The organism is Asticcacaulis aquaticus (assembly GCF_028550415.1).
GTDB classification, from domain to species: Bacteria; Pseudomonadota; Alphaproteobacteria; order Caulobacterales; family Caulobacteraceae; genus Asticcacaulis; species Asticcacaulis aquaticus.
Genome location: NZ_JAQQKX010000006.1, coordinates 24,421 through 48,822 on the forward strand (window position 1 = coordinate 24,421; position 24,402 = coordinate 48,822).

The following is a 24,402-nucleotide window of genomic DNA, read 5'->3' on the forward strand; positions in this document are numbered from 1 at the left end:
GCCCCCTGCGGTTCTGGCGCAGGGGGCAAGTGGTGGCTTATAAGCGCACGCCAATACGTGTGCAGCGGTTTTTGGAATCACGTGCGCGACGGAAAAGCTCAGCGATTGGCTTCGGCGGCTGACCCCTTGGCCGCATCAAGTGCCGCGCGGATACCGTCGCCATAGGCCGGGTCGATGCGGTCGAAGTGCCCGAGTGCCCGCTCGACGATAAAGTCCGGCACCCCGGCCATAGACGCCGCGATATTACTGTAGAGCCTCGCCTTTTGCTCCGTTGTAAACAGGGCATGTAGGGCGCGCGGCTGAGCGTAATCGTCATTGCCGTCGCGGTGATTGTAACGATCCGCGTCGCCGGAAATCCGGAGCGGTGGCTCGCGATATTCCGGCGCTTGCGTCGGTCCGCCAAAACTGTTGGGCTCATAATAGGCGTTGGGGTTCGACTGGAAATTATCGAAGAAACGCATCGAACCGTCGCGGTGATAGTGGTTCACCGGGCATTTCGGCGCATTGACCGGCAGGGCCTCGTAATGTGTCCCCAGACGGTAGCGGTGGGCGTCGGCATAGGAAAACAGCCGTGCCTGGAGCACCTTGTCCGGTGAGAACCCGATGCCCGGCACGATATTCGAGGGCGAAAAGGCCGCCTGTTCGATCTCGGCGAAATAGTTCGACGCATTACGGTTCAGTTCGATAAACCCGACATCGATCAAGGGATAATCGCCGTGCGGCCAGACCTTGGTCAGGTCGAACGGACTATAGGGCGTTGTGTCGGCGTCGAGTTCGGGCATGATCTGGACCTTGACGTCCCAGCGCGGGAATTGGCCATTCTCGATCGTCCCGAACAGGGCCTCCTGATAGGATTCGCGCGTCTGACCGATGACCGCCGAAGATTCGGCATTGGTCAGGTGTTTGTGGCCTTGTTGGGTTTTGAAGTGGAACTTGACCCAGAATCGTTCGCCATCGGCATTGACCAAGCTGTAAGTGTGCGAACCGTAGCCGTTCATGTGCATCGGATCGGTCGGGATGCCGCGATCCGACATCAGGATGGTCACCTGATGCAGGGCCTCGGGGCTCAGCGACCAGAAATCCCAGGCAGCCGTCGAGGAACGCAGATTGGTGCGCGGGTGGCGCTTTTGCGTATGGATGAAGTCGGGGAATTTCAACGGATCGCGGATGAAGAAGACCGGCGTATTGTTGCCGACCAGATCCCAATTGCCTTCGGAGGTGTAGAATTTCAGGGCGAAACCACGCACGTCGCGTTCGGCGTCGGCGGCCCCCATCTCCCCGGCCACGGTCGAAAAACGCAGCAGGAGCGGGGTTTGCGAACCCGACTCGAATACTCTGGCTCGCGTATATTTCGAGATGTCGTGGGTCACGGTCAGGGTGCCGAACGCGCCCCAACCCTTGGCGTGGACGACGCGCTCAGGAATACGCTCCCGGTTCTGATGCGCCAACTTTTCGATGAGTTGCCAATCCTGCATCAGCAACGGGCCACGTGGGCCGGCCGACAGGCTGTTCTGGTTATCGGCTATCGGTGCACCGGCGGTGGTGGTTATCGGGGTGCCGTGCATGACGGGGCATTTGGCGTCGCTCATCTTGATCTCTCCTCGGGTGTGAGGCGACTATGGCGGCGTTGATGAAGTAAAGAAAATAGATAGTTCTTGGATTTTGGATAAGTAAAATCTGTACAGGCTGCTGACTCAAGCTGGCAGGATTCATGCGCATGATGGCTGTTCTGCCGCTGGACATAGCAAGGTTGTCAGCGCAAGAAACGGCAAGCGCTTCTACGGCCCGTAAGGTAAAAAGCGCGGTTCAATATGGATTAAAATATGTCTGCCGCCAGCCTGCTTCGCCTCCTGTCACTTGCCGCCATCTGGGGCGGGTCATTCCTCTTCATGCGCCTGAGCGTCCCGGCGTTGGGGCCGGTCTGGCTGATTACCTTGCGCGTGTTACTGGCGGGACTGTTTCTGACCGGCGTGGGTCTGGTCCTGCGCAAGGCTTTGCAGGTCAAAGGATTCTATAAGTACTTCCTGATCCTCGGCCTGTTCAATTCCGCCGTGCCATTCCTGCTGTTCGCCTTCGCTGCCCAGACCCTGTCGGCGTCGTTGCTGTCGATCCTCAATTCGATGGCGCCGCTGTTCGGCGTGCTGATCTCGTCGCTCTGGACGCGCAGCCTGCCGACGGTGAAGACGATGATCGGCATGGTCCTGGGGCTTGGCGGGGTAGCGGTGTTGGTGGGGCTCGATGCCGCGCATCTGACCGTCCAGAGCCTGATTGCCATCGGCGCGGGTATGATGGCGGCCCTGTGCTACGCCATCGCTTCGGTCTATGCGCGGCAAGCGAAGCGCACGCCCGATCCCTTATCGAACGCCCACGGTGGTATGTGGGCCTCGGTGCTGCTGATCGCACCGTTCACGCCGTTTTTCGCGCCTCAGGCGGCGCAACTGGCCACTGTGACGCCGCTCATGGTCGCGGCGGTGTTGGCGCTCGGCATCGTATGCAGCGGCATTGCCTACATGATCTATTTCAAACTGGTCGCCGATATCGGCGCGGCTCAGGCCCTGACGGTCACGTTTCTGGTGCCGGTGTTCGGCACCCTGTGGGGTTACCTGTTCCTGCACGAAGGCGTGGGTTGGTCGACCCTGATCGGCGGGGCGCTGATCCTTTACGGCACGGCGCTGGTGGTCAACTTCTCACCGCGTGCCTTGTTGAAACGTCAGGCGACTTTGGAATAGCGGTTCTGCGTGTCCGACTGCCGCGCATAGGCGTCGAAGGCGCAGGCGACATTGCGCACCAGCATCTTCAGCGGCGAATGGAAGGTCACGACACGATCCGTCACGCTGACGATCCCGGCCTCGGCAAAGTCGGCCAGTCCCGCGATATCGCCGTCGAGATAGTCCGCCGCATAGCCGTGCCGCGCCAGGATGGCCGGGATATCGGCACGGAAATAGCACATCAGATCGCTGATTACCGCCTTGCGCAGTTTATCGTCGGCCCGGTAGGCCCAGCCGCGCACCGTGGGCAGCACACCCTCGGCAAGCCGGTTCTGATAGGTGGTTGATTGCGGAATATTCTGCACGATACCGCCCTCAAGCTCTCCGATCGACGAGGCCCCGAAGCCGAGCAGATCGTCATTGGGCAGGGTCGAATAGCCCATGAAGTTACGTCGCATGGTCCCGGCCTCAAAAGCGCGAGCGAGTTCATCATCAGGCTTGGCGAAGTGATCTATACCGATGGCCCGATAGCCGCGTGCGTCGAAAAACGCCGTCAGGGCAAGGTACATCTGCACCTTGTCGTCCGTGTCGGGCAGGGTGGCTGTGTCGATCAGGGTCTGGTGCTTCTTAACCCACGGCACATGGGCGTAGGAGAAGGCCGAGATACGGGCGGGGTCCAAATCGGCAACGTGCGCCAGCGTTCGCTGCAAACTCTCGGGGCTTTGACCCGGCAATCCATAGACCAGATCGAGGCCGATAGCGCTCAGGCCGTTGTCGCGCAGCATCTGCATCACCGAGCGGATCAGCTCGATCGGCTGGATACGGTTGATAAGCTGCTGGACGACCGGATCGGTATCCTGAAGGCCGAGCGACACGCGGTTGAAGCCCAGCGCCGCATAGGTCTTTACCTTGCTCAGGGTCACCCGGCGTGGATCGAGTTCGATGGACAGTTCGGCATCCATCGTCAGGTCGAAACGCTGGTGCAGGGCCTCCATAATGTGCCCCAGATCGCCGGGCGTCAGCATGGACGGCGAGCCGCCGCCGAAATGGATGCTGTGAACGCGGGGGCGGAAGTTCAGCCGGTCGCTGACCATGTTGATCTCGGTGATCAGGCTGTTCACATAGGTGGCGACCGGATCGTAACGCCGCGTCGCCCGCGTATTGCAGCCGCAGAAGTGGCACATCTGCTCACAGAACGGGATGTGCAGATAAAGCGCGATGGAGCGTTGCGGCGTCATCTGCGCTAGCCAGTCGCCGTAAACCGTGGGCGTCATCTCACCGAAGTGATGCGCCGACGGGTAGGAGGTATAGCGCGGCGCTTCACGACCCAGAAAACGGGCGACATCGTGGTCTTGCCAGCTTTTGTGGGGCCAATTTTTGTGAAGAACTGTGGCGGGCATAGGCGGGCTCCTTTACGCGAACCCGCCACTTTTATGCCGATTTATCCCTTCGGTTTATGTGGTCATTCGCCGCAGGCTATTTCAGAGCCTCGATAAGGGCCGCCGCAAAGGCATCGGGCTGATCGTACATGATGAAGTGCTGGCTGTTGTCGAACCGGCGGGCCGTGAAGTGCGCTGTTCCCGCATATTGCGTTTTGTAGAAGGCTTCGGTCTGGTCTGCCGTATAGGGCATGGACGCATGATGCGGGAAGAACAGCACGACCGCCGCGGTGATCTTCGGCAGGTCCTGGCGCAGGTCCATGGTCATGTCATCGTAGAAGGCCTGAGCCACGACGTGGCGGTCGGATTGCGCGCCCCACGTCGCGATGCGCAGGCGGTTTTTCTCGGCTTCGGTTTTCGGGGCGGGCAGGGCAGCCAATGCGGCCTGTTGCTGGGCCTTGTAGGTGGCGTCGTCGCCTTTCAGCATATTGTCGCGCATCTGGGTCGCTTGCGGGATAATGGTTTCGGTGGTGGCCATCGGGTTGAACAGGACGCCGATGAACGGCAGGGCATCGACGACAATCACTTTCGACACGCTGTCGGGGTGCTGGCTGGCCAGACGTAGACCCGTCAGGCCCCCTAGCGAATGACCGACAACGATCGGCTTTTGTAGCTTGTTTTGCACGATATAGGCATTGAGCGCCTCGGTGACCGGATCGATGACCGGGCCGGTGCGATTGGCGGCCGCGGGTTCGGAGCCAAAGCCTGCAATATTGATGACGTGCAGGCGGTACCGGCCTTTCAACTGTGTCACCGTGGCGTCCCACACTTCGCGGGAACAGTTGAGCCCGGGGATCAGGATGATGTCCGGACCCTGACCTACGACCTCTACGGAAAAACGTGCGGTTTCGGCGGACGGGAAAGGCGTGGCGGATTTGGCGCCGGAGGTACAGGCCACGAAGATGGCGATAAACAGAATGAACCACGGAGCAAGGCGGGGGCGGCAACGCGCCTGAGGGCTGCGTTCTGACATGATGATTTCCTTTTGGATGACAGTTTAGGCGCCGGTTTTCGGACGATAGGGATTGTCGAAGATGTCCTCGACGGGCAGGTCGAACACGCCGGCGATCTTGTAGGCGAGGTCAAGCGACGGGTCATGTTTGTCGGATTCGACGGCGATGACGGCCTGTCGTGAGACGCCCAGCTTGACGGCCAGATCGGCCTGGGTCAAACCAGCCGCGGAGCGGAGTTCCTTGAGGTTGGTCTTCATTTGACGGACCGGATAAAGGCGCAGCTGATGCCGTAAAAGATCCAGAACATCGGATAGACCATATAAAGCGGCGGGCTCTGGACCTGCGCATAGTTGATCAGGAAGCCCCACGCCGTACACAGGAACAGGGTCAGGCCTGTGGCGGTCACGAAGCGTTCGGTCAGGATGGCCCGCATATATTCGTCGGTCTTGCTCATAAAGCGCAGCACACACCAGATGGTCATACCGACCGGCAGGCTGGGGAGCACGGCCAGGGTATAGAGCAGGGGCGTCGGTTCGGGATGGGCGCGGGCATAGAAGCCAACGATCAGTAGAAGGATGACGTAGAGCGTCATCCATCCCAGAATGCTCAGGGTGTAGCGGGCGCTGTGCGATTTGAAATTTATCTGTGTCATGATGTGTGTCCTGTGAGGGGGAAAGGACATCGGGCCGGATGTAAGGTTTAGGTTACATCTGAAAAATGTAATGTCAACCTGACATCAAAAATAAATGTCAGGTTTGCCTGACATGGCCAAAATCGGCGTTCTGTGTAAGGCTTTGCTGAAACAGGAGGCATTCATGCGCAAGCTTATTTTTCTGGGTGGTCTGGCCGTCGGGCTGGTGGTGGGGCTGAGCGTGCCGGTATGGGCCGATAACGACTCGCCGCGCGTGACGGCGCTCGAAGCGCGTATCTCGGCGCTGGAGGCCAAGGTCGGCAACGATCCGGAAAACAAGCGCATTGCCCTGTCGGGATCGCAATCGTTGACGGGGCAGATCGGCAAGGTCATCGATCTCAACGCCGGGGATGAAATCCGCCTGACGACCGGACGGGCGTCGCTGGTCATGAAGAAGGACGGTCAGATCGCGCTCAAAGGCGGCGCGATTACGATCGAAGGCCAGCGCGTGGAGGTCAGGGACGCCAGCAATCCGGCGATCAAGGGCAGCAAGATCGGTGACAACTGAAACCGTCTGACGAAATTTGAAACCCTATGAAAATAAAGCCCTATTTAAAGTCGACTAAATCAGTCTATTTTTGATTAGGTTCGCTAAAGTTTTATCTCAGTGCCCTAAGAGCCGTTTTGCTGGAATCTGCGGTTAAACCGTACCGAATTTCAATCTCTATTTTTTAAATATATTATATTTTTCAAACTGAAATATGAATTTCATCTTTCGGCGTCACCTGAAAAAGCGGTTGCCGAGTAGAGTCGCCTTTGTGGCGATCCTAAGGCATCATTTCTAAACCAAGTCATATTTTTATTGACGCGAACGACGCCATATACAACTTATTTGGTTGTAATTAGCGCCTTCGTTCCGGAGATGTAGATGAGCCAGGTTCATTCCCTTAATCCCGTCCGCCGCCTCAGCGAGGCCGAGGAGCATATTCTCAATGCTATCGGCCAGATCCGTTACGGCTCGGTCGAGGTGGTCATCCACGACTCGCGCATCGTTCAGATCGAGAAGAGCGAAAAAGTCCGTTTCGAGACGAAGCGCGACGCCTGATTTCAGTATGCCGCATAGAGCGGCTCCCGCGTTCAAAAACACACCCAGAAACCGCACCGTTAAAGGCTATCTCCATGTCCTCCTCCCCCAAAAACACGGGTTTCAAGACCAAATCGGGCGTCCTGACACTTGCCCTGCTGGCCAGCGTCTCGACGCTCGCTGTCACCCATCCGGCCTTTGCCGCCGACGCGCCCGCTGTTGCGGCCGATGACAATGCCGACGCCGCCGAGCGCGCCAAGAACGACATCACCGACGTTTACATCACCGCCCGCCGCAAGTCGGAAAACATTCAGGATGTGCCGATCTCGGTAACCGCCGTCAGCGGCGCGCAACTGGAAGCGCAAGGCATCAACAATGTCGAGCAACTGACCCGCGCCCAGCCGTCGATTCAGCTGATCACGCAGAACCCGCGCAATACCGCGACCACCATCCGCGGCCTCGGCTCGACCATCGGCCTGACCAATGACGGCCTGGAACAGGGCGTCGGCATCTATGTCGACGAAGTCTTCTACGCCCGCCCGGGTTCGGCGGTCGCCGACCTGATCGACGTCGAGCGCATCGAAGTCCTGCGCGGCCCGCAAGGCACGCTGTTCGGCAAGAACACGACCGCCGGGGCGCTCAATATCACGACCCGCGCGCCGAGCTTCACACCGGAAGCGCATCTTGAGGTCACCGCCGGCAATTACGGCTTCCTGCAAGGCAAGGCCATCATTTCCGGGCCGCTGATCGACGGCAAGCTGGCCGGGCGTCTGGCGGTTGGCAGCACGAAACGCGACGGCCTCTATGAGAATGTCACGACGAAGACCAAACAGAACGACCTGAACAGTCAGGTTTTGCGGGCTCAACTGTTGTGGACGCCGAACGACACCCTGACCGGCCGTTTCAGCTACGACTACGCCTATCAGGACCCGGAAGCCAATACGCAGGCCTTCGTGCGCGCCGGTACGACGCTGCGCGCCGCCAACCGTCAGTTCGCCTTCCTGTCGCAACAGGCCGGTGGTTATCAGCCCGCCTCGACCAATCCCTACGACCGTCTGGTCGACGTGAACGGTGAGATTCAGGCCAAGCAGCGCATCAATGGTGCCTCGGCAACCTTCAACTGGGATCTGGGTGACACGACCCTGACCTCGATCACCGCATGGCGCAAATGGGAGTGGTGGCCGCAGAACGACCGCGACTACACCGCGCTGTCGATCCGCACCAAGTCGAGCAATCCGTCGGACCAGAAGCAACTGAGTCAGGAAGTGCGCTGGGCCTCGAACGGCGAAAACACGATCGACTGGGTGGTCGGCGCCTATGCCTTCAAGCAGCGCGTCGAGACCAACGGCACCGAAGCCTGGGGCAAGGACGCCGCCTGGTGGCTGATCGGCACCACGACCGGTTCGCCCGCCGTGGCCGTGCCGTCAAATCTGCTCGACGGTTATGAGCAGAAATTGCACGCGGTCGGCAAGACGACGTCCTACGCGGTGTTCGGGCAACTGACCTGGAACGTGACGGACAGATTCAAGGTCACGCCGGGTCTGCGTTATACCACCGAAGACAAGTACCAACTTTACCAGCAGGTGGCTTCGGGCGGTCTGGCGACGACTAACTCGGCGCTCATCTCGGCCAAGAACGGCATTTCGCGGACCTATGCCTATACGGCGGAACTGTCCGACAGCAAGGTGACCGGCCAGCTCAGCCTGTCCTATGACCTCGCGCCTGACGTCCTGTCCTACCTGACCTTCTCGAAGGGCTACAAGTCGGGTGGCATTAACGCGGCGGGCATCCCGACGGATTCGAACGGCAACCCGGTCATCCAGAGCGCCGCTCTGCGCCCCGAAGACGTCACCGGCATCGAACTGGGCTTCAAGACCCAGTTCTGGGACAAGCGCGCGACGCTGAACCTCGCCATCTACTCGAACGACGTAAAGGACTATCAGGCTAATGTCGTCGACTCCAACACCGGTTCGCTGCGCGGTTATCTGGCCAATGTGGAAAAGGTCGAGGTCAAGGGCGTCGAACTCGACGGTCGCTGGCGTCCGTTTGACGGCCTGAATATCTGGGGTACGGTCAGCTATACCGACGGCAAGTACGCCTCGTTCGCCAACGCTCCGGCACCGCTGGAACTGCAAGCCTCCGGCACGTCGATCGCCGACCTGAGCGGCAAGGACCTGCCCGGCGTGTCGAAGTGGGCCGGGTCGCTGGGCGGCGAATATACCTGGAATGCGCCGTTCGGTGCCCTGACGGGTGACGCCTATGTCAGCGGCGACGTCTCCTACCGTTCGGAATGGAACTCGGACGCCTCGGTATCGAAATACGCCGTGGTTGATGAATCGACTATCGCCAATCTACGCCTCGGCTATCGCGCCAGCGGCGGCACCGAAATCTTCCTGTGGGTCAAGAACGCCTTCGACGAAGAGTACCTGCAATTCCTGACCATCCAGCAGGGCAATTCAGGCGCGCTATTCGGTCAGCCGGGCGATCCCCGTACCTTCGGTGTAACGCTGCGCAAGTCGTTCTAAGCGTTTATTCTCTGCGCAACAGGGGAGGGGCCAACTTCCCTCCCCGAGACTACAGGCGTCTGTTGCATACAGACGCCTGCTTTTTTGGAAAAGACCATGTTTAAAGCCGCTCCCCATCGTCGCCATATCTTGTCCGCCGGAGCAGGCCTGAGCCTGTTGTCGGCTTGCGGTCAGAAGCCGGAGACGCGCAAGGCGGTCGAACTGCTCAATGTGTCCTACGACCCAACGCGCGAGCTTTATGCCGAATATAATGCGGCCTTTGCCACATACTGGCTCGATAAGACCGGTCAGGCGGTGGCGGTCCGACAGTCGCACGGCGGGTCGGGCAAGCAGGCCCGGGCGGTGATCGAGGGCCTTGAGGCAGATGTGGTGACGCTGGCCCTGTCCGATGATATCGACGCGCTGGTGAGCAAGGCGGCGTTGTTGCCAGCCGGGTGGGATACGCGGTTGCCGAACCATTCCGCGCCCTATACCTCGATCATCGTGTTTCTGGTGCGTAAGGGCAATCCGAAGGGCATTAGGGACTGGGGCGATCTGGTCAGGCCGGGGACAGCGGTGATCACACCCAACCCGAAGACCGGTGGCGGGGCGCGCTGGAACTATCTGGCGGGCTATGCGTGGGCGCTGAAAACCTATGGTGGCGACGAAGCCAAGGCCGAGGACTATGTGAAACGTCTTTACGCCAATGTACCGGTGCTTGATACGGGGGCGCGCGGTTCGACTACGACCTTCGTGCAGCGTGGTGTAGGGGATGTCCTGCTGACGTGGGAGAACGAGGCCCATCTGGCGGTCAGCGAGCCGGGCGGCGAGAGTTTCGAGATCGTCACCCCGCCGACCTCGATTCTGGCCGAACCGCCGGTGGCATGGGTCGATCGCGTCGTCGACAAGAAAGGTACGCGGGTCGTGGCGGAGGCCTATCTGACTTGGCTTTATAGTGACGTCGGGCAGGAGATTATCGGCAAGCACTATTACCGCCCGAGCGTACCGGAGATTGCCGCGCGCTATGCCGATCGCTTTCCTTCGGTGACGCTGAGTACGATCCGCGATCTGGGCGGCTGGGGCGCGGTGCAGGCCAAACACTTCGAGGACGGCGGGATTTTCGACCGCATCACGCGGAAATAACATCCTCCCCTGCGAAGCGGAGGAGGGTGATTACGGCTCTACCGGCAGGCCTTCGGCGATCCAGCCGCGAATGCCCGGTGCCAGATGCGCGTCGGCGTTGATCCCAAAGGCCTGAGCCGCTTCGATGGCGCGCAGCGAGCGCACGCCGCCTGCGCACATGAAGATGATCTCTTTTCCGTCCTGCGGCAGTTCGCCCGGATGAAAGGTCGACAGCGGCTGGTTGACGCTGCCTGCGATGCGCGCCTGTTCGAATTCGTAGTCTTCACGTACGTCGATCAGATGAATCTGGCCGCTTTCGAGCGCGGTCTGGACTTCGGCGGGCGTGAGGTTGCGGACGGACATGCGGGGCTCCTTGACAGTTTGTCTGTCATACAGGTCTGTGTGCGCTATCGCCATAAAAATATGACGTTTTGCCGCGCGGCATCACACCCCTGAGGCAGGCCGTCGCGCGGCAGAATGCGCAGGTCACAGGGCGGATTTTCGCGTCTAAACCCCTCTCAACGGATTTACACCGAGAGAGGACATTTCGTTATGAAAGCCGCATATTGTATCGCCGCCAGCCTTCTGGCACTCGTCGCCGGTTCTGCTGCCGCGCAGGAGTTTACCCCCAAGGCCAAGGGGCAACTGATCGTCAATAGCCGCATCACCTCGGTCGCACCTGACGAGTCGGGCGATATCCTGACGGCGGCGGGTGTGGATTCGGGGCTGGACGTGAAGGTCAGCGACGATACCATCCCCAGCCTTGGCTTCACCTATTTCCTGACCGATCACGTCGCCGTCGAGGCCATCCTCGGCACCTCGAAGCATGAGGTTCGGGCCGTGGGTGGCGCGACCGACGTGCGGGTCCACTCGACCTGGGTGCTGCCGCCGGTGGTCTCCGTGCAGTACCACTTTAACCCCAAGGGTCGCGTCAGTCCCTATGTCGGAGCGGGCCTCAACGCCATGATCTTCCACAGCAAGAAGGACTATAACGGCTTCAAGGTGAAGCTGGACGACGGCACGGGTTACGCGCTTCAGGCCGGGGTCGATGTGGCGCTGAAAGGCCGCTGGTCCCTCAATGCCGATATCAAAAAGGTCTATTTCGACACGAATGCCAAGATCAATGGCGGGGCTTTGAAATCCGACGTGACGCTTGATCCGCTGGTCGTTTCGGTGGGCGTAGGCTACCGGTTCTAACGGTCGCCTTCACCGAACGGGGATGGTCGCCTTTGCGGGTTGTGCGGCCATCCCTTTCTTTTGCCTGAACGATCAGGCTCTATGGATTGATAGGGGGCGGCGCTTCTGCTAACAGGACGCAAAATCACCGGAGTTAGCCCCTTGACCACCCTAACCGTCACCGAAGCCCTTGAAAACGTCTACGCCTCGATGATCGCGGATAATGCCGATCTCGATTCGCACATCGCGGCGCTGAAAAAGACGCTGGCGGCCGAAGGTCTCAAGGAAGCGGTGTTCGAGCCGTCGCGTTTGGCGCAGAACAACCGTCAAGGCCGCAAGCTGATGCAGTCCTACTTCAAGAAGCGCGGTGTGACGGTCAGCTTCAAGGAAGCCTGATGAAGTAACAGCGTACCACAGCCGAAGAATCGTACGCGCTCTTTGCAAGTGACTTGCAATTGAATTCGCAATCTGATAATTGAGACACATTCTCAGAGGCATTCACACGGGTTTTACCCAGGGTTCGGCTGTGTACGTTTGTAATTGTAACGCAATTCGCGAAAGAGACGCGCAAAAAGCTATTATGTGCGGCGCCGCGACCGTAAAAGCCGTTTTCGACCATTGCCAGACCCGCGCCCAGTGCGCCAAATGCGTTTGCGACATCCGGCAGATGATCGACGACGTGAGCGCCTCAGTACGACTGGCCGCCGAATAGTTCGTCCTTCTCCATTCTGCCGCCAACACAAAACGGAGCGGCACCATGAAGGGCAATCCTCAGGTTATCAAACTTCTCAACACCGTCCTCACCAACGAGCTGACGGCGATCAACCAGTATTTCCTGCACGCGCGTATGCTGGAAAACTGGGGCCTGACGCATCTGGGCCGCATCGTCTATCAGGAATCGATCGAGGAGATGAAGCACGCCGACCTGCTCATCAAGCGCATCTTCTTCCTCGATGGCCTGCCCAATCTTCAGGACCTGCACAAGCTGAAGATCGGTGAGACGATCACCGAATGCCTGACCGCCGATTTGTCGGTCGAGGTGCGTGGCCACAAGACTCTGGTCGAGGCGGTGAAGTACTGTGAAGAGCACGCTGATTACGTCAGCCGTGAACTGTTCAAGAAGATCCTGTCGGATACCGAACACCATATCGACTGGCTGGAGACTCAGCTCAACCTGATCAAGATGATGGGCGAGCCGAACTACCTGCAAAGCGCGATGAAGGAAATCGAAGGCGAGGGGTGACCTTGCCCGAACCAAAGCCCCAAACCACAGCTATGAACCAAAGCTGTGGGCGGTTCGCGCCCATAGCCCCGGTTTTGGTTAAGGCCGCCGCATTTGCCCTTTGACCTTTCGCATTATAGCCCCTAACTTTCCCGAACAGGAACACAGTTCAAGGTGGCGTATTGGCGCAGACATCCGACAGTTTTTGGCTCGACCGGCGCGGTCTGCTCCGTTTAGGGGCAGCGGGCAGCGCGGCGGCGCTGCTGGCGGCGTGCGGCAAGACGGATAAGGCGCCCGGCGGGCTCAAATCCGAAGAAGGCTCGCTGGCCTGGGCGGTGTCGGGCGCGTGGCGCAGCCAGCTCGACCGTGAGCGCGACAAGTACCGCCATCCGATCGAAACCCTCGACTTTTTTGAAATCAAGCCGAAGGATACCGTCCTCGATATGTGGCCGGGCGCCGGCTATATGACCGATATTCTGGCACCCTATCTGGCCAGCGGAAAAGGGCACTATGTGGCCGGTCTGATCGAGACCGACGCCGCTGCTCCCGAAGCCGCGACACTCACCGAACAGTACAAGGCCCGGTTTTCCGCCGACAAGAAGCTGTATGGGGACATGACCTATACGGCCTTCGGACCGGCCTCGGGGGCGCTGGCCGACCCTGAAAGCGTCGATGCGGTCCTGTTTCTGCTGGTGCTGCACGACTGGATGGCGGCGGGTATCGCTGAAAAAGCGTTTACGGACGCCATGGCCGCGCTCAAGCCCGGCGGCATCCTCGGCATAGAACAGCATCGTTCCGATATCGGCAATGCGCAGGACCCGGCGGCGACCAACGGTTATGTGCAGGAGCCCTTCGTCAAGCAACTGGCCTCCGAAGCCGGGTTCGAGTTCGTCGAGGCCAGCGAGATCAATGCCAATCCCAAGGATAACAAGTCACACCCGTTCGGCGTATGGACCCTGCCGCCGCAGAGACTGACCGCGCCGCGCGGAGAGCCTGCAAATCCTGAATTTGATGGTACACTCTACGAATCCATCGGGGAGAGTGACCGTATGACCCTGAAATTTAAGAAGCCCGGATAATGAGTCGCATCGCCGCCCTGTCGTCCACAGCCCCGCTGATGGCCATTCCCGAATCCCGTCCGCCCGAGGGTGGCGTCGGCGAATGGTTTCGGGGTGCGGGCGGCCTGCGTCTGAGGCTGGGGTTCTGGCAACCAAAAGGCACCCCGCGCGGCACCGTTTTCGTCAGCCCGGGGCGTTCGGAGCCGATCGAGAAATATTACGAGGTCGTGTCCGACCTTCTGGCGCGCCGTTTCTGCGTCGTGGTGCACGACTGGCGCGGGCAGGGCTTGTCGGCGCGATTGCTGCCCGACCGGCTGAAAGGCCATGCCCGGTCGACCGAGGAGTTTCTCGACGACTATCAGCGCCTGCTGGACGGCTTCGAGGAGCGCGCGCCCAAGCCGTGGATCATGATGGGCCATTCGATGGGGGCGGCGCTTAACCTGTCGACCCTGATCAAGGGTGAGGAGCGGTTCGGCGCCGCGATCTTTATCAACCCTATGCTGCGGATCAAGACCGGCAAGCATTCCCTGTGGTCGGTGACCTTTCAGACCGACTGGAAGGTGCGGCACGGGCAGGGCACCGACTACGTGCCGGAACTGTTCGACGACCCGTTCGAGCACACCTTTGAGGACGACGCGCTCTGTCACGACGAACACCGCTACAATATCTGGCGCGAGCAACTGTTTGCCTGCCCGCATCTGGCGATCGGTACGCCGACCTGGGGCTGGCTCAACTTCGCCTTCAGGATCGGCGAGACCCTGCTCAAGGATAAGGGCAAGCTGATCAAGAAGGTGCGCACGCCGGTCTCGATCGTCTGTTCCGGCGACGATACCCTGATGATGAAGCAGCCGTCGAAGATGTTCGCCAAGAAGCTGCCGAAAGGGCGTTATGTCGAGATCCCCGGGGCCGACCACGAGGTCCTGATGGAACTCGACGAATACCGCCGGCAGTTCTGGGCCGAGTTCGACGAGATGGCTGAGGCGACCTTACCCGCACCGGTGACCTTTGCGTCGCCGCCGGTCAGCGCCGCACCGGTTCAGGTGGTCGAGGCCGCCCCCGTGCCGGTAGCCGCCGAAGTGTTCGATTCGCATGTGCCTGAGGCTGTGCCAGCGGCCGGGACGGCGGTCGAACCGCCCGAAGACAATCTGAGCGTCGCCCCACCGGTCGAGGCTGAGGCGGATGAGCCCGCGGTGGAAATGCCCAAACCTGCGCTTTTCGTGGCTTATGAATTGAGCGATGTCCCGGCCTATGCACCACCGCTGGAGCCTGCGGAAGAGATCGAGGTCGTCGATTGGGAAGAGGCCGTCAGCGCCGAAAAGGTCGAGCCTGAAAAACCGGCCAAACCGGACGGCCAGCAAAGCGCTTAGAGCGCATTCCAAAAAGTGTGAAACGGTTTTTGGAATCAAATGCGCGACAAAACAAAAGGTTAGAGCATGGTTCCGATCCAACCAGATTGGGACGTGCTCTAATGCGGATCGGCGGGTTTGGCCGCCAGCGACAGATGCGCCAAGGCCTCGGTCAGGACGGCGGGCGACCCGGCGGCGATGACCTGCCCGCCGTATGTGCCAACAGGCTCGCCCGCCCAATCGGTGACGATCCCGCCCGCGTTTTCGATGACCGGGATGATGGCGTCGATGTCCCACGCCTTGAGGCCGGTTTCCAGCGCCGCGTCCATCGTGCCCTGTGCGACCATGGCGAAGGCATAGGCGTCGCAGCCGTAGCGGATCAGCTTGGCCGCCAGACGCGTGTGGTTGAAGGCTTGCACTTCGTCGCCGCTATACAGGTGCGGGTCGGTGGTGGCGATGACGGCGGTCGAAAGTCCGGCGCAATCGCGAACCTTCAGCGGCGTTGAGCCTTCCGCGGTCACCAGACGCGAGCCCAGCGGCGAGCCGAGGAAAACCTCTTTCAGATAGGGTTGTGAAATAAGACCCAGAATGGGACGGCCTTTGAAACGCAGACCGATCAGGGTCGTCCATAACGGCAGACCGGAAATGAAGGCACGTGTCCCGTCGACGGGATCGAGCACCCAGACGAAATCGGCGTCGGGGCGCAGCGTGCCGTATTCTTCGCCAATGATACCGTGATCGGGATAGTGCGCCTCGATCAGGGCGCGTATGGCGCGCTCGGCGCCTTTATCGGCTTCGGTGACGGGATCGAAGTCCACATCGGCGCGACTGGCGTTCCCCTTGTTGATCTCGGCCAGATCGCGGGCGCGGAACAGGGGCAGGGCGACGTCGGCGGCGGCCTGAGCGAGGGTGAGCGCGAAGGCTTCGAGGGTCGCGAGTTCCGCCGGGGAGGGGGGCATGAGTCACCTTGCGCAGTCAATGTTAGCGCAGGTGTAGAGATCGAGCGCTTAAAGCGCAATGTGAAAAATCCGGGTCGCCTTTTACGCGACGACCCGGAAACGCTTACGCTACGCAACGCTTACAAAACGAGGAACGAAGAGACCAAAAGCAGACGCCTAGGCGGCCTGTTCGCTTTCGCCGTTGAGCGACTTGGCGAGGTCGAGCAGACGACGGCGCGGACGCTCCGACAGGCGATAATAGGCCTGAATGAGGTCGAGGGTTTCCTTGCGCGAAAAGACTTCGATGCCTTCGTTCTGGACGGCGGCGACTTCGGTGGTCTCGTCGGTCAGGCCGTCGTAGAAGTAGTTGATCGGGGTTTCCAGCGCCTTGGCCAATTGGAACAGGCGGGCGGCGGAGATGCGGTTGGCACCGCATTCGTACTTCTGGATCTGCTGGAAGCGGATGCCGACAGCGAGCGCCAGTTGTTGCTGGGTCAGGCCCAGAAGGCGGCGGCGGCGGCGCAGGCGCTTGCCCAGATGCAGATCGATGTCGGTAGCCATAGGTTTGATCCCTCGTTCGTTGAAAAAGCGTACCGTTTCGGGACGGTTCGCTTATCAGGGTTCAAACTCCGTGCCAGTGTTATGTGAGCGCTTCCCTATCACCGCAAGCGGGGAGATCAGGAGGCTCGCGACTCGCCCTTGGGGACCGGCAGGACCAGCACCTTCAGCGCCTTGTCGGCGTCGAGGTAGCGTTTGGCCAGGTCCTGCAGCTGCGCCGGGGTGACGGCTTCGATCAGCGCCTTGCGTTTGAGGGCATAGTCGCGCTGACCCGGATTTTCGGCGGCCCCGGGCAGAAGGTTCAGCCAATAACCGTTGGTTCGCGTTTCTTCGGTCAGGCGCGTCAGCAGCAGTTGCCGGGCGCGCAGGAGTTCGTCGGCGCTGACCGGCTGGGCCTTGACGCCCTCGACCAGGCCGAGGAAGCCGTTGTAGAAGCCCGTTTCCGCACCGGGATAGACCTGTACCGTTGCCGAGAGGTAGCCGAACCCCTTGAAGGTGGTCGAATTGACGTTGCGTGCCAGCGGTACATAGGTCGATCCGGTATCGGCGCGTCCGGCCTCGTAATGGCGCAGGCTGATGACTTCGGCCAGCAGGTCAAGTCCCACAGCGGTCGCGGGATCGCTGTAACGATCTGTGGTGGGGAAGGCGATCAGGACCAAAGCCTGTTCGGTGCCGCCCTGATGGTAGAGGGTCTTGAACAGGCCCGATTTCGGGAAATGCACCTCGTCGCTGCCGTCGATCGTGGCATAGGTCGCGGGCAGGGGCGGCAGGGTGCCGAAGGTGGCGTCCAGCGCCGGACGCGCCTGATCGACGGTGATGTCGCCCACCACGGTAATTTCGACCGGGGCATCGTGCAGCGATGTGCGCACGACGGCGGCCAGACTGTCGTTGCTCAGGGTGGTGAATTCGGCCTGCGACAGGGGCGTCACGCGCGAGTCGTTATCGTAGAGAATACGCGACAGGTGCAGACCCAGAACACCGCCGGGGCTGGTATTGGCGTAGGTATAGAAGGATGGAACGGTGTGCCGCACGCGCTCCAGATAGCTGGGGTCGAAACCGGCGTCGCTGTAAAAGGCGCGCAGGACCTGCATCTGGCGGGTGAAGTCTTTCGTACCGCTTTGGCCCAGCAGGACGGCGGCGTCTTCGGTCATATGGTAGCTGAGTTCGAAGTTTTCGCCCGCCGTGGCTTCGTTGATCTCTGCCGCGCTCATCCTGACCAGTCCGCCTTCGAACAGGTCGTAGAAGTTCAGGGCAAAGACCGGCGTCGGTTTTTTGGGTGACAGGCGCTTCAGCCCGCCGGCTGAGCGTACGGTAACCACGACCTCATTGGCCTTGAGCCTGGTCGTCTTGATATTGACCGTAACGCCGTTGGCATAGGTCAGACGCGTATAGTCGAGCGCCTCGTCACGGACGGTTTTGACCGGGGCCTGCGCCGGGCCGAAATCATTATAGAGCCAGGCCTTGGCCGCGGCATCTTCGGGGGGCGACAGTTTCGCCTTTGACAGTCCGGCATACTGACGTTCCAGAGCCGGGGCGTCGAGGCCCGCGACGGGGGCGGGGCCGATCAGCGAGATCAGAGGCCCGTCGCGTTTGAGCAGGTTTTTCAAATAGGCGTTCATCGCCTCGCGGGTCAGTTGCGGTTTCAGGCTTTCGTAGAATTCGACGTCTTGAGAGGGCGAATTGATGACGTAACGCGCATCGACGGAACCGGCGATCATGTCGGCGATCCATTCGTTGGAGCGCGTGGCCTCGCCCGCCTTGCGCTGTTGCAGAGAGGCTTCGTAGTCGGCGACGGTTCGACGATATTCGGCGTCGGTGAAGCCGAATTCACCCGCCTGCCGGATCAGGCCGATGGCCAGGGCGAGCGCGTCCTGCGTCTGGCCCGGGCGGGGCATGACGTAAAAGCCGGCGCTGTCGCCGGTGCGCTGGAAGCGGCCCGTATTGATACTGGCCCGGGTGATCGGCGAATCGGCCCGGGCGGCGGCGCGCTCCAGACGCGCGTTCAATGCCCCCAGCACCAGATTTTCCAGCATCATGTCACGGACGAGATCGCGGTTCTGATAGCGCGTATCGACCGGCCTGAGCCAGGAAATATCGATGATTTCGGGCAGGCCCGGCTCGAAATAGGTATAGGCGCGCGGCCCCCGGGCAGCGTAGACGCCCGGATCGCGACGGGGATAATCGGCCGTTTTCGCCTTCCAGCCGCCGAAGCTCTTCTGGACGCGCTTTTCAAGGGCCTCGACATCGACGTCGCCGACGATGACCAGCGTGGTCAGGTCCGGACGGTAGAAGCTATTGTAAAAGTTCACGATCGAGTCGCGCGGCGTATAGAGGACGATGTCGCGCTGGCCCTTCTGCGGCCGTTCGGCCAGCAATTGCCCGGCAAAGGCCGTGCGCAGCCAGTTCTCAAAGTGACGCTCCAGGGGACGCGCCTGATTGACCATCTGAGTCACCACCAGATCGCGGTCGCGTTGCAAAGCCGCCTCAGGGAAGGTCAGACCGAAGGCCATGTCTTGCATGACGTTGAATCCGGTCTCCAGCGTGGCTTCGTCGTTGCGTGGCAGGGTAATCTGATAATTGGTCTCGCCTTCGGAAACGCGGGCCTGCTGACCGGCCCCCATCTGGATGCCCTGGCGCTCCAACTGCCGGAACATATCGCCCTGCGGGTAGTGAGCCGAGCCGGAAAAGGCCATGTAGGTAATGAGGTTGGCGATGCCGCTTTCTTCGTCGGCCTCATCCAGCACGCCCGCACCGACGCGCAGGCGCATGACGACCTTGCCGGGCTGTGTCGTGTTGGGGTAGATGACGTAGGTCATACCGTTGGCCAGCCGCCCGAAGCGGGCCGTCGGATCGACCGGCAGGTCGGAATGGATGTGGGCGAACTGCGCCCCGGACTTGCCGGCTTTCAGGGGTTCGGCATAGGCGGCCATATCGGCACCGACCCAGGCCCCCGGCACCGCCAGAGCGACCGCCATCCCCAACACCCATGCCTTGAACCGCATTCCGGACTCCTATCCTGTCCGCGTAACTTATCAGGCTTTCAGGCCTTTTAAAGGCAGTTAGATTATACATCCTCCCCCGCTACGCAGGGGAGGATGACAAATTGCTCATGCCTTGTCGTCACTCGCCGGTTTCGGCTTCGGCTGGCAGGTCAGGACGTGGAAGGGGCGGTTGCGCATCTCGCACTGGGCGCGCGTCAGGGGCTGATGGTAGGTGAGCGGCGCGAACCAGATAAAGCACAGGGTGACTCCGGCGCACACCCCGCCCAGCACGAAGTCTTTCTGTCGTTCGATGGCCCTGAAGCGGCTTTTCAGCACCTGATAGATCAGCGGCAGCAACATGTAGCTGAGGATCAGGCCCGCGAAATAATGATAGACATACATGACGCGCTGGGTGCCGAGAAAGATATGCACGCCCATGAAAATGGCCCACATGGCCAGCACCGCGGTCAGGATGTCCATCTCGTGCGTGTCGAGCCAGACTTTTTTCTGGAAATGACGCTGAGCGATCAGCCCCGTGGCGACGAGGATGCCGAAAAGGCCCAGACCCCAGCTAAACACATTGCCGACCATCTGCACGTAGCTGGTCTTGCCGTGGTTGGAGTCCCAGCGATAGTTGATCGTCTTGTGCATCACCGGCCACAGGGCAGGGATCGAGCCGTTTTTCTCGGTCTTCACGATGCCGGTAAAGTCGTGCTCCATATAGGCGAAATAGCCGCTGGTGGCGTCCCACAACACCCCCGGTGTCAGCGGGCCGCGCTTTTCCAGCCACGCCTTGTAAGGCGCGGACATATAGGTGGCGTCCCGCCGCCCGGCCTCCGTTTTGAAGTCGGGCGCCACCGGATTGATCAGGGTATGCAGGACGAAGAGGCCTACGACTACGCTGCCGAACGCGCCCAGCATGGCGGCGGATTTGACGATACCGTGTTTCAGTTCGCGGTCCATCGGCCAGCGCGCACGGTGCAGGTCGCGTAGAATGGTCAGGCCGGTGAGGGCCAGCAGGACCAGCGTATTGACCTTGACCATGAAGCTCAGTCCGATCAGCGCCCCGAACAGGGCGGCGTGTTTCCACGTATCTTTCTGCGGGTCGTTGAACGCCCTCAGCCAGACGAGAATACCGCCCAGCGCAAAGGCGATCTGATACGGGTCGAGGTGGATGGCTCTGAAATGGACGATGAAGGCATTCTCGAACAGGTAAAGCAGGCTGAAAATAAAGGCCGAAAAGGCCTCGCGCGTCAGGCACAGGCAGATGCCGTAGAACAAAAGCGCGCCGATGACGCCGAACAGTCCGCCCATCATCCGCGGACCGACATAGGAGTAGGTTTGAGGGATCTTGCGTGTATCGGTCTTCTTGATTTCGGCAAGGAAATGGCTTTTCGGGTCGCCGTCACCGACGATATCGCGCCCGACCTTCATCAGCATGAAGCCGAGCGGCGGGTGCGAGGCGTATTGGGCAGTATGTTCTTCGGCGCGCTGGACGGCGGTAACGTAGTAGCTCTCGTCCCAGAAGGCGTAGGGCGGGTCGTTGAGGTCGCGGGCGAAGTTGAAGAGGCCGAGCGCCACGACGGCGACCCCCAGTATCCAGCGCAGGGCCGCGTCACGCCACAGGACCTTGGTCAGAGGCTCATCGCCCCATTTTCCGGTACGGAGTTGGGCCAGGCGGGTTTTGAGAAATCTCAGATCAATCATACTTCCCCTCTCCCTGAGGGAGAGGGTGGCCCGTGAGGGCCGGGTGAGGGGGAAATGTTTCCAAATCCACCGCGCATCCTGCACCACTTCCCCCTCACCCCAGCCCTCTCCCTCAGGGAGAGGGGGATATTAGTGTCTCGGTTCGAACGCATATGGCCCAAACCTCACACGGGCGGCAAGCCTATTTGTCGCTCCACACACCCAGTTCATTGCCCGACGGGTCGGTGAACTGAAACCGGCGGCCGCCGGGGAAGTCGAAAATGTCTTTCGTCAGCCCGCCACCGGCGGCCACAACCTCGTCACGGCTCTGTTCGAGATTGTCCGAATAGAGGATGACCAGCGGTTTGGCCGGACCGCCATCGGCATCGAATCCGCCATCGATCCCGGCTTCGGACAAAGCGCCATAGGACGGCCCGTAATCGATGAAGCTCCAGCCGAAAGCCTTCTGATAGAAGGACTTGGTGGCAGGCAGGTCACCGGCCGGCCATTCGATATAGTCGATCTTGTGATGAGTGCTCATATCAGTCTCCAGACGCTGGCGGCCTTGACGGCGCGATCCTCGATTTCGGTGTTTGTGGCGATGTCGTAGCGCGCGACGCGTTCCATTCCTTCGGAGGGGAAGTAGCTGCGGTGCGGGTCGCCGACATAGACATCGATACCCTTGGCGCGGGCGGCGCGCAAAAATGTCAGCATGGCGTCGGCCATTGCTCTTTCGTAGCAGATATCCCCGGCGAGAATGACATCGACGTCAGGTGGCAAGGCTGAGAGGCGATCGCCGCTTTCAAATGCGATAGCCACACCGTTCAGGGCGGCATTGAGTACCACGGCTGCCTCGCTGAAAGGGTCGATGTCGTTTGCCGTGACCGAACCCGCGCCATATGTTGCGGCGGCGATCCCGACCAGCCCGGACCCGCAGGCCAGATCGAAAACGCGCTTCCCCGCGATCAGTTCCGGATGGTGTTTGAGGTGCAGGGCCAGCGCCTGACCGCCCGCCCAGGCAAAGGCCCAGAACGGCGGCGACAGGTTATGCTGCGACAGTTCGGCCTCGGTCATCAGCCACAGGGGCGTCACCTCGTCGGCCTGATAGAGAGTGATGTCCGGTAAAGACGGCACGGGCAGGGGGCGCGTATGGGCGCGGATGAAATCGGCGTGCATCAACCGGCCGGGTCGGCGGTCACCGCAACGGGATCGCCCGCGAAATCGGCGGCATAGGCGGGATTAATCAGGGCGCGGATCACGGCCTGCGGTATGCGGATCTGGTAAGGCCCTTCGGCGTAAGGCCCGACATCGTACGGCGCGAACAGCACCTCCAGCGCCCCAATCTTGCCTGCCGTCGTTGAGGGCACCAGCGCGATGCGGCTGTCGATCAGTTTCGGGCAGGTGAAACCTGTGGCGGCCTGAGTCGTCGGCGTCTCGGCGCGTTTCGAGCGCTCGGCCTCGATCTGACGGCACAGATAGGTGTCGGCATCGCTGAGGTTGGCGCCTTGCGCGAACAGGGTGCGCGTATCGAGCGCCTGTTGTGTGTCCTTGTCCCACAGGATCGCCTGATAATTGGTATTGGGGTGCGCGCCGCCGGTGAAATCCTGCATGTCGGCATAGACCGACACCAGATGCTCGGACTGCGCGGGCAGGGTCCATTTGATCGAGCGGAAATAGGGCAGGGGCTCGGACCCTGCGGCCTTCAGTTCCGCATGATCCTTGGCGGCCTGAGTGGCGAAATCTTTCAGATCGGCTTCGCCCTCGGTATAGAGTTTGACGTGCAACTCAGGGAAGGCCTTGATCGTGTCAGGGAAACTCAGGACCACCTCGGCGTCGCTATTCGACTGGCTGAACGAGGTCGCCGATTCCGCCACCGGGGCGGTGGATTTGCCCTTCTCCTCTTTTTTCGAGCAGGCCACGACGGCGAGAAAACAGAGCGCGATGGTCGAAAGACGCAGAGCGGTGGTCATGAGTGTCCCTTAGGGGCGCAGGTGTCCCAATATGATCGCCGCTACCCACAACAAACCGGTGTCCCGGTTCGATTTGAACAGCCTGAGCAACAGGCCGTTATCATCGATTCGCAAGGCGCGGACCTGAGCGAATAGATGCCATCCGGTTATAAAAAGTCCACCGTAAAAGGGCCAGTACAGTCCGCCGACGATGCCGCCGATACCGGTCAGGGCGATAGCCAGCGCGTAGAAGAACGAGACGCCGCCCCGCGCATTGCTCCCTAACGCTCTGGCCGACGATTTAACGCCGATCATCGCGTCGTCCTCGATATCCTGATAAGCGTAGATCGTGTCGTAACCGATGGTCCAGAAGACCAGCCCCGCATAGAATATCAGCGCCCCAAGGCTGAGGTGCCCGGTCAGGCTGGCATACCCCATCAGAAAGCCCCAGTTGAAGGTCAGGCCCAGCCACGCCTGCGGCCACCAGGTGATGCGCTTCATGAACGGGTAGGCGGCGACGAGGGCCAGCGACGCAATGCCAAGCGCTATGGCGGTCCAGCCCAGTTGAATGAGGATCAGCAGGCTGATCAGGGAAGAGGCCGCGACGAAGGCCAGCGCCTGTTTCGGGGTGATCTGCCCGGCGGGGATCGGGCGCATCCGTGTACGCTCGACCTGCGCATCGAAATCGCGGTCGACGAAGTCGTTGAAAGCGCAGCCCGCGCCGCGCATCAGGGCCGATCCGACAGCAAACAGGACCAGCTTATAGAGAGCCTCCCACGACAGCACCCACTGCGCGCCGAAAACGATCCCCATCGCGCCCGGCAGAAACAGCAGCCAGATACCGACGGGCCGGTCGAAGCGCCCCAACTTCAGCCACGGTCGCAGGGCCACGGGCGCGTGGCGGTCGACCCAGTTGGTGGCAGCAGCGTCAGGCAGGATTTGAGGTGTCTCGGTCATGGCGTCTACATGCCTTTTCATACCGTTACTGTCCAGCCTTGCCTCAAGCAGAGCCATACAAGCTACCGTGCGTCGATGGCTACTACATTA

25 protein-coding genes are annotated in these 24,402 nt (G+C 60.7%); 11 read left to right on the plus strand and 14 right to left on the minus strand.

Features of this window, described 5'->3' with window-relative positions; genetic code table 11:
- Window positions 1–98 precede the first annotated feature (98 nt).
- Complete coding sequence (locus PQU92_RS08870; RefSeq protein WP_272748018.1) at window positions 99–1,565, minus strand: catalase; 1,467 nt, start codon at window positions 1,563–1,565, stop codon at window positions 99–101.
- Window positions 1,566–1,823: 258 nt separating this feature from the next.
- On the opposite strand from PQU92_RS08870, the gene PQU92_RS08875 reads away from it, so the two are divergent.
- Window positions 1,824–2,729 carry a DMT family transporter gene (locus PQU92_RS08875; RefSeq protein WP_272747859.1) on the plus strand — a complete coding sequence of 302 codons (906 nt, stop codon included), beginning with the start codon at window positions 1,824–1,826 and terminating at the stop codon, window positions 2,727–2,729.
- On the opposite strand, the gene hemN is transcribed toward PQU92_RS08875, so the two are convergent.
- The 4 genes from hemN to PQU92_RS08895 form a co-directional block, all read right to left on the minus strand.
- On the minus strand, window positions 2,711–4,108 hold the full coding sequence (gene hemN, locus PQU92_RS08880) for an oxygen-independent coproporphyrinogen III oxidase (RefSeq protein WP_272747860.1): 1,398 nt from the start codon (window positions 4,106–4,108) through the stop codon (window positions 2,711–2,713). The two genes, PQU92_RS08875 and hemN, sit on opposite strands and share 19 nt — an antisense overlap.
- Before the next feature lie 76 nt (window positions 4,109–4,184).
- The gene (locus PQU92_RS08885; RefSeq protein WP_272747861.1) at window positions 4,185–5,120 is read right to left on the minus strand and encodes an alpha/beta fold hydrolase; all 936 of its coding nucleotides are present in this window, start codon (window positions 5,118–5,120) and stop codon (window positions 4,185–4,187) included.
- A gap of 24 nt (window positions 5,121–5,144) precedes the next feature.
- Entirely contained in the window at window positions 5,145–5,357 is a 213-nt protein-coding gene (locus tag PQU92_RS08890; protein ID WP_272747862.1) for a helix-turn-helix transcriptional regulator, read from the minus strand.
- Window positions 5,354–5,752, minus strand: a complete 399-nt coding sequence (locus tag PQU92_RS08895) for a hypothetical protein (protein WP_272747863.1) — start codon at window positions 5,750–5,752, stop codon at window positions 5,354–5,356. The genes PQU92_RS08890 and PQU92_RS08895 overlap by 4 nt, the downstream gene beginning before the upstream one ends.
- Before the next feature lie 163 nt (window positions 5,753–5,915).
- On the opposite strand from PQU92_RS08895, the gene PQU92_RS08900 reads away from it, so the two are divergent.
- From PQU92_RS08900 to PQU92_RS08915, 4 genes are all read left to right on the plus strand, one after another.
- Window positions 5,916–6,299, plus strand: coding sequence for a hypothetical protein (locus tag PQU92_RS08900; RefSeq protein WP_272747864.1), 384 nt, complete (start codon window positions 5,916–5,918; stop codon window positions 6,297–6,299).
- Between the two features lie 360 nt (window positions 6,300–6,659).
- On the plus strand, window positions 6,660–6,836 hold the full coding sequence (locus PQU92_RS08905; RefSeq protein ID WP_272747865.1) for a YezD family protein: 177 nt from the start codon (window positions 6,660–6,662) through the stop codon (window positions 6,834–6,836).
- Between the two features lie 74 nt (window positions 6,837–6,910).
- Window positions 6,911–9,340 (plus strand): TonB-dependent receptor, encoded by a 2,430-nt coding sequence (locus PQU92_RS08910; RefSeq protein WP_272747866.1) that lies wholly within the window; start codon window positions 6,911–6,913, stop codon window positions 9,338–9,340.
- A gap of 96 nt (window positions 9,341–9,436) precedes the next feature.
- Window positions 9,437–10,462 carry a sulfate ABC transporter substrate-binding protein gene (locus PQU92_RS08915; RefSeq protein WP_272747867.1) on the plus strand — a complete coding sequence of 342 codons (1,026 nt, stop codon included), beginning with the start codon at window positions 9,437–9,439 and terminating at the stop codon, window positions 10,460–10,462.
- Between the two features lie 30 nt (window positions 10,463–10,492).
- Here the strand turns inward: PQU92_RS08915 and PQU92_RS08920 are convergent, their stop codons facing one another.
- Window positions 10,493–10,804: a rhodanese-like domain-containing protein gene (locus PQU92_RS08920; protein ID WP_272747868.1), complete on the minus strand. Its 312-nt coding sequence runs from the start codon at window positions 10,802–10,804 to the stop codon at window positions 10,493–10,495.
- Window positions 10,805–10,993: 189 nt separating this feature from the next.
- Between PQU92_RS08920 and PQU92_RS08925 the strand changes: the two genes are divergently transcribed.
- From PQU92_RS08925 to PQU92_RS08950, 6 genes are all read left to right on the plus strand, one after another.
- A complete protein-coding gene (locus PQU92_RS08925) occupies window positions 10,994–11,638 on the plus strand; it encodes an OmpW/AlkL family protein (protein WP_272747869.1) in 645 nt (214 codons plus the stop codon).
- A 141-nt stretch (window positions 11,639–11,779) separates the two neighbouring features.
- Complete coding sequence (locus tag PQU92_RS08930; RefSeq protein ID WP_023461280.1) at window positions 11,780–12,013, plus strand: hypothetical protein; 234 nt, start codon at window positions 11,780–11,782, stop codon at window positions 12,011–12,013.
- Window positions 12,014–12,143: 130 nt separating this feature from the next.
- Complete coding sequence (locus PQU92_RS08935) at window positions 12,144–12,329, plus strand: (2Fe-2S)-binding protein (protein WP_272748019.1); 186 nt, start codon at window positions 12,144–12,146, stop codon at window positions 12,327–12,329.
- A gap of 45 nt (window positions 12,330–12,374) precedes the next feature.
- Complete coding sequence (gene bfr, locus PQU92_RS08940) at window positions 12,375–12,860, plus strand: bacterioferritin (protein ID WP_023461278.1); 486 nt, start codon at window positions 12,375–12,377, stop codon at window positions 12,858–12,860.
- A 161-nt stretch (window positions 12,861–13,021) separates the two neighbouring features.
- Window positions 13,022–13,918, plus strand: coding sequence for a class I SAM-dependent methyltransferase (locus PQU92_RS08945; protein ID WP_272747870.1), 897 nt, complete (start codon window positions 13,022–13,024; stop codon window positions 13,916–13,918).
- Window positions 13,918–15,264, plus strand: coding sequence for an alpha/beta hydrolase (locus PQU92_RS08950; protein ID WP_272747871.1), 1,347 nt, complete (start codon window positions 13,918–13,920; stop codon window positions 15,262–15,264). The genes PQU92_RS08945 and PQU92_RS08950 overlap by 1 nt, the downstream gene beginning before the upstream one ends.
- 98 nt (window positions 15,265–15,362) lie before the next feature.
- On the opposite strand, the gene hisN is transcribed toward PQU92_RS08950, so the two are convergent.
- From hisN to ubiA, 8 genes are all read right to left on the minus strand, one after another.
- Window positions 15,363–16,202 (minus strand): histidinol-phosphatase, encoded by an 840-nt coding sequence (gene hisN, locus PQU92_RS08955; protein WP_272747872.1) that lies wholly within the window; start codon window positions 16,200–16,202, stop codon window positions 15,363–15,365.
- Window positions 16,203–16,358: 156 nt separating this feature from the next.
- On the minus strand, window positions 16,359–16,742 hold the full coding sequence (locus PQU92_RS08960; RefSeq protein WP_272747873.1) for a helix-turn-helix transcriptional regulator: 384 nt from the start codon (window positions 16,740–16,742) through the stop codon (window positions 16,359–16,361).
- Window positions 16,743–16,858: 116 nt separating this feature from the next.
- On the minus strand, window positions 16,859–19,741 hold the full coding sequence (locus PQU92_RS08965; protein WP_272747874.1) for a M16 family metallopeptidase: 2,883 nt from the start codon (window positions 19,739–19,741) through the stop codon (window positions 16,859–16,861).
- A gap of 105 nt (window positions 19,742–19,846) precedes the next feature.
- Window positions 19,847–21,427 (minus strand): phospholipid carrier-dependent glycosyltransferase, encoded by a 1,581-nt coding sequence (locus tag PQU92_RS08970; RefSeq protein ID WP_272747875.1) that lies wholly within the window; start codon window positions 21,425–21,427, stop codon window positions 19,847–19,849.
- A gap of 181 nt (window positions 21,428–21,608) precedes the next feature.
- Window positions 21,609–21,947, minus strand: coding sequence for a VOC family protein (locus PQU92_RS08975; RefSeq protein ID WP_272747876.1), 339 nt, complete (start codon window positions 21,945–21,947; stop codon window positions 21,609–21,611).
- A complete protein-coding gene (locus PQU92_RS08980) occupies window positions 21,944–22,582 on the minus strand; it encodes a class I SAM-dependent methyltransferase (RefSeq protein WP_272747877.1) in 639 nt (212 codons plus the stop codon). Before PQU92_RS08980 ends, PQU92_RS08975 begins: the two co-directional genes overlap by 4 nt.
- Window positions 22,582–23,376 (minus strand): DUF3298 and DUF4163 domain-containing protein, encoded by a 795-nt coding sequence (locus tag PQU92_RS08985; RefSeq protein ID WP_272747878.1) that lies wholly within the window; start codon window positions 23,374–23,376, stop codon window positions 22,582–22,584. Before PQU92_RS08985 ends, PQU92_RS08980 begins: the two co-directional genes overlap by 1 nt.
- 9 nt (window positions 23,377–23,385) lie before the next feature.
- Complete coding sequence (gene ubiA, locus PQU92_RS08990) at window positions 23,386–24,312, minus strand: 4-hydroxybenzoate octaprenyltransferase (RefSeq protein WP_272747879.1); 927 nt, start codon at window positions 24,310–24,312, stop codon at window positions 23,386–23,388.
- Window positions 24,313–24,402 lie beyond the last annotated feature (90 nt).

Coding starts and splice junctions, on each gene's coding strand:
- PQU92_RS08970 (WP_272747875.1), bottom strand. CDS start 21,427: ATGATTGATCTGAGATTTCTCAAAACCCGCCTGGCCCAACTCCGTACC.
- PQU92_RS08900 (WP_272747864.1), top strand. CDS start 5,916: ATGCGCAAGCTTATTTTTCTGGGTGGTCTGGCCGTCGGGCTGGTGGTG.
- PQU92_RS08920 (WP_272747868.1), bottom strand. CDS start 10,804: ATGTCCGTCCGCAACCTCACGCCCGCCGAAGTCCAGACCGCGCTCGAA.
- ubiA (WP_272747879.1), bottom strand. CDS start 24,312: ATGACCGAGACACCTCAAATCCTGCCTGACGCTGCTGCCACCAACTGG.
- PQU92_RS08875 (WP_272747859.1), top strand. CDS start 1,824: ATGTCTGCCGCCAGCCTGCTTCGCCTCCTGTCACTTGCCGCCATCTGG.
- bfr (WP_023461278.1), top strand. CDS start 12,375: ATGAAGGGCAATCCTCAGGTTATCAAACTTCTCAACACCGTCCTCACC.
- PQU92_RS08980 (WP_272747877.1), bottom strand. CDS start 22,582: ATGCACGCCGATTTCATCCGCGCCCATACGCGCCCCCTGCCCGTGCCG.
- PQU92_RS08905 (WP_272747865.1), top strand. CDS start 6,660: ATGAGCCAGGTTCATTCCCTTAATCCCGTCCGCCGCCTCAGCGAGGCC.
- PQU92_RS08915 (WP_272747867.1), top strand. CDS start 9,437: ATGTTTAAAGCCGCTCCCCATCGTCGCCATATCTTGTCCGCCGGAGCA.
- PQU92_RS08885 (WP_272747861.1), bottom strand. CDS start 5,120: ATGTCAGAACGCAGCCCTCAGGCGCGTTGCCGCCCCCGCCTTGCTCCG.
- PQU92_RS08870 (WP_272748018.1), bottom strand. CDS start 1,565: ATGCACGGCACCCCGATAACCACCACCGCCGGTGCACCGATAGCCGAT.
- hisN (WP_272747872.1), bottom strand. CDS start 16,202: ATGCCCCCCTCCCCGGCGGAACTCGCGACCCTCGAAGCCTTCGCGCTC.
- PQU92_RS08985 (WP_272747878.1), bottom strand. CDS start 23,376: ATGACCACCGCTCTGCGTCTTTCGACCATCGCGCTCTGTTTTCTCGCC.
- PQU92_RS08960 (WP_272747873.1), bottom strand. CDS start 16,742: ATGGCTACCGACATCGATCTGCATCTGGGCAAGCGCCTGCGCCGCCGC.
- PQU92_RS08965 (WP_272747874.1), bottom strand. CDS start 19,741: ATGCGGTTCAAGGCATGGGTGTTGGGGATGGCGGTCGCTCTGGCGGTG.
- PQU92_RS08910 (WP_272747866.1), top strand. CDS start 6,911: ATGTCCTCCTCCCCCAAAAACACGGGTTTCAAGACCAAATCGGGCGTC.
- PQU92_RS08975 (WP_272747876.1), bottom strand. CDS start 21,947: ATGAGCACTCATCACAAGATCGACTATATCGAATGGCCGGCCGGTGAC.
- PQU92_RS08925 (WP_272747869.1), top strand. CDS start 10,994: ATGAAAGCCGCATATTGTATCGCCGCCAGCCTTCTGGCACTCGTCGCC.
- PQU92_RS08950 (WP_272747871.1), top strand. CDS start 13,918: ATGAGTCGCATCGCCGCCCTGTCGTCCACAGCCCCGCTGATGGCCATT.
- PQU92_RS08890 (WP_272747862.1), bottom strand. CDS start 5,357: ATGAAGACCAACCTCAAGGAACTCCGCTCCGCGGCTGGTTTGACCCAG.
- hemN (WP_272747860.1), bottom strand. CDS start 4,108: ATGCCCGCCACAGTTCTTCACAAAAATTGGCCCCACAAAAGCTGGCAA.
- PQU92_RS08895 (WP_272747863.1), bottom strand. CDS start 5,752: ATGACACAGATAAATTTCAAATCGCACAGCGCCCGCTACACCCTGAGC.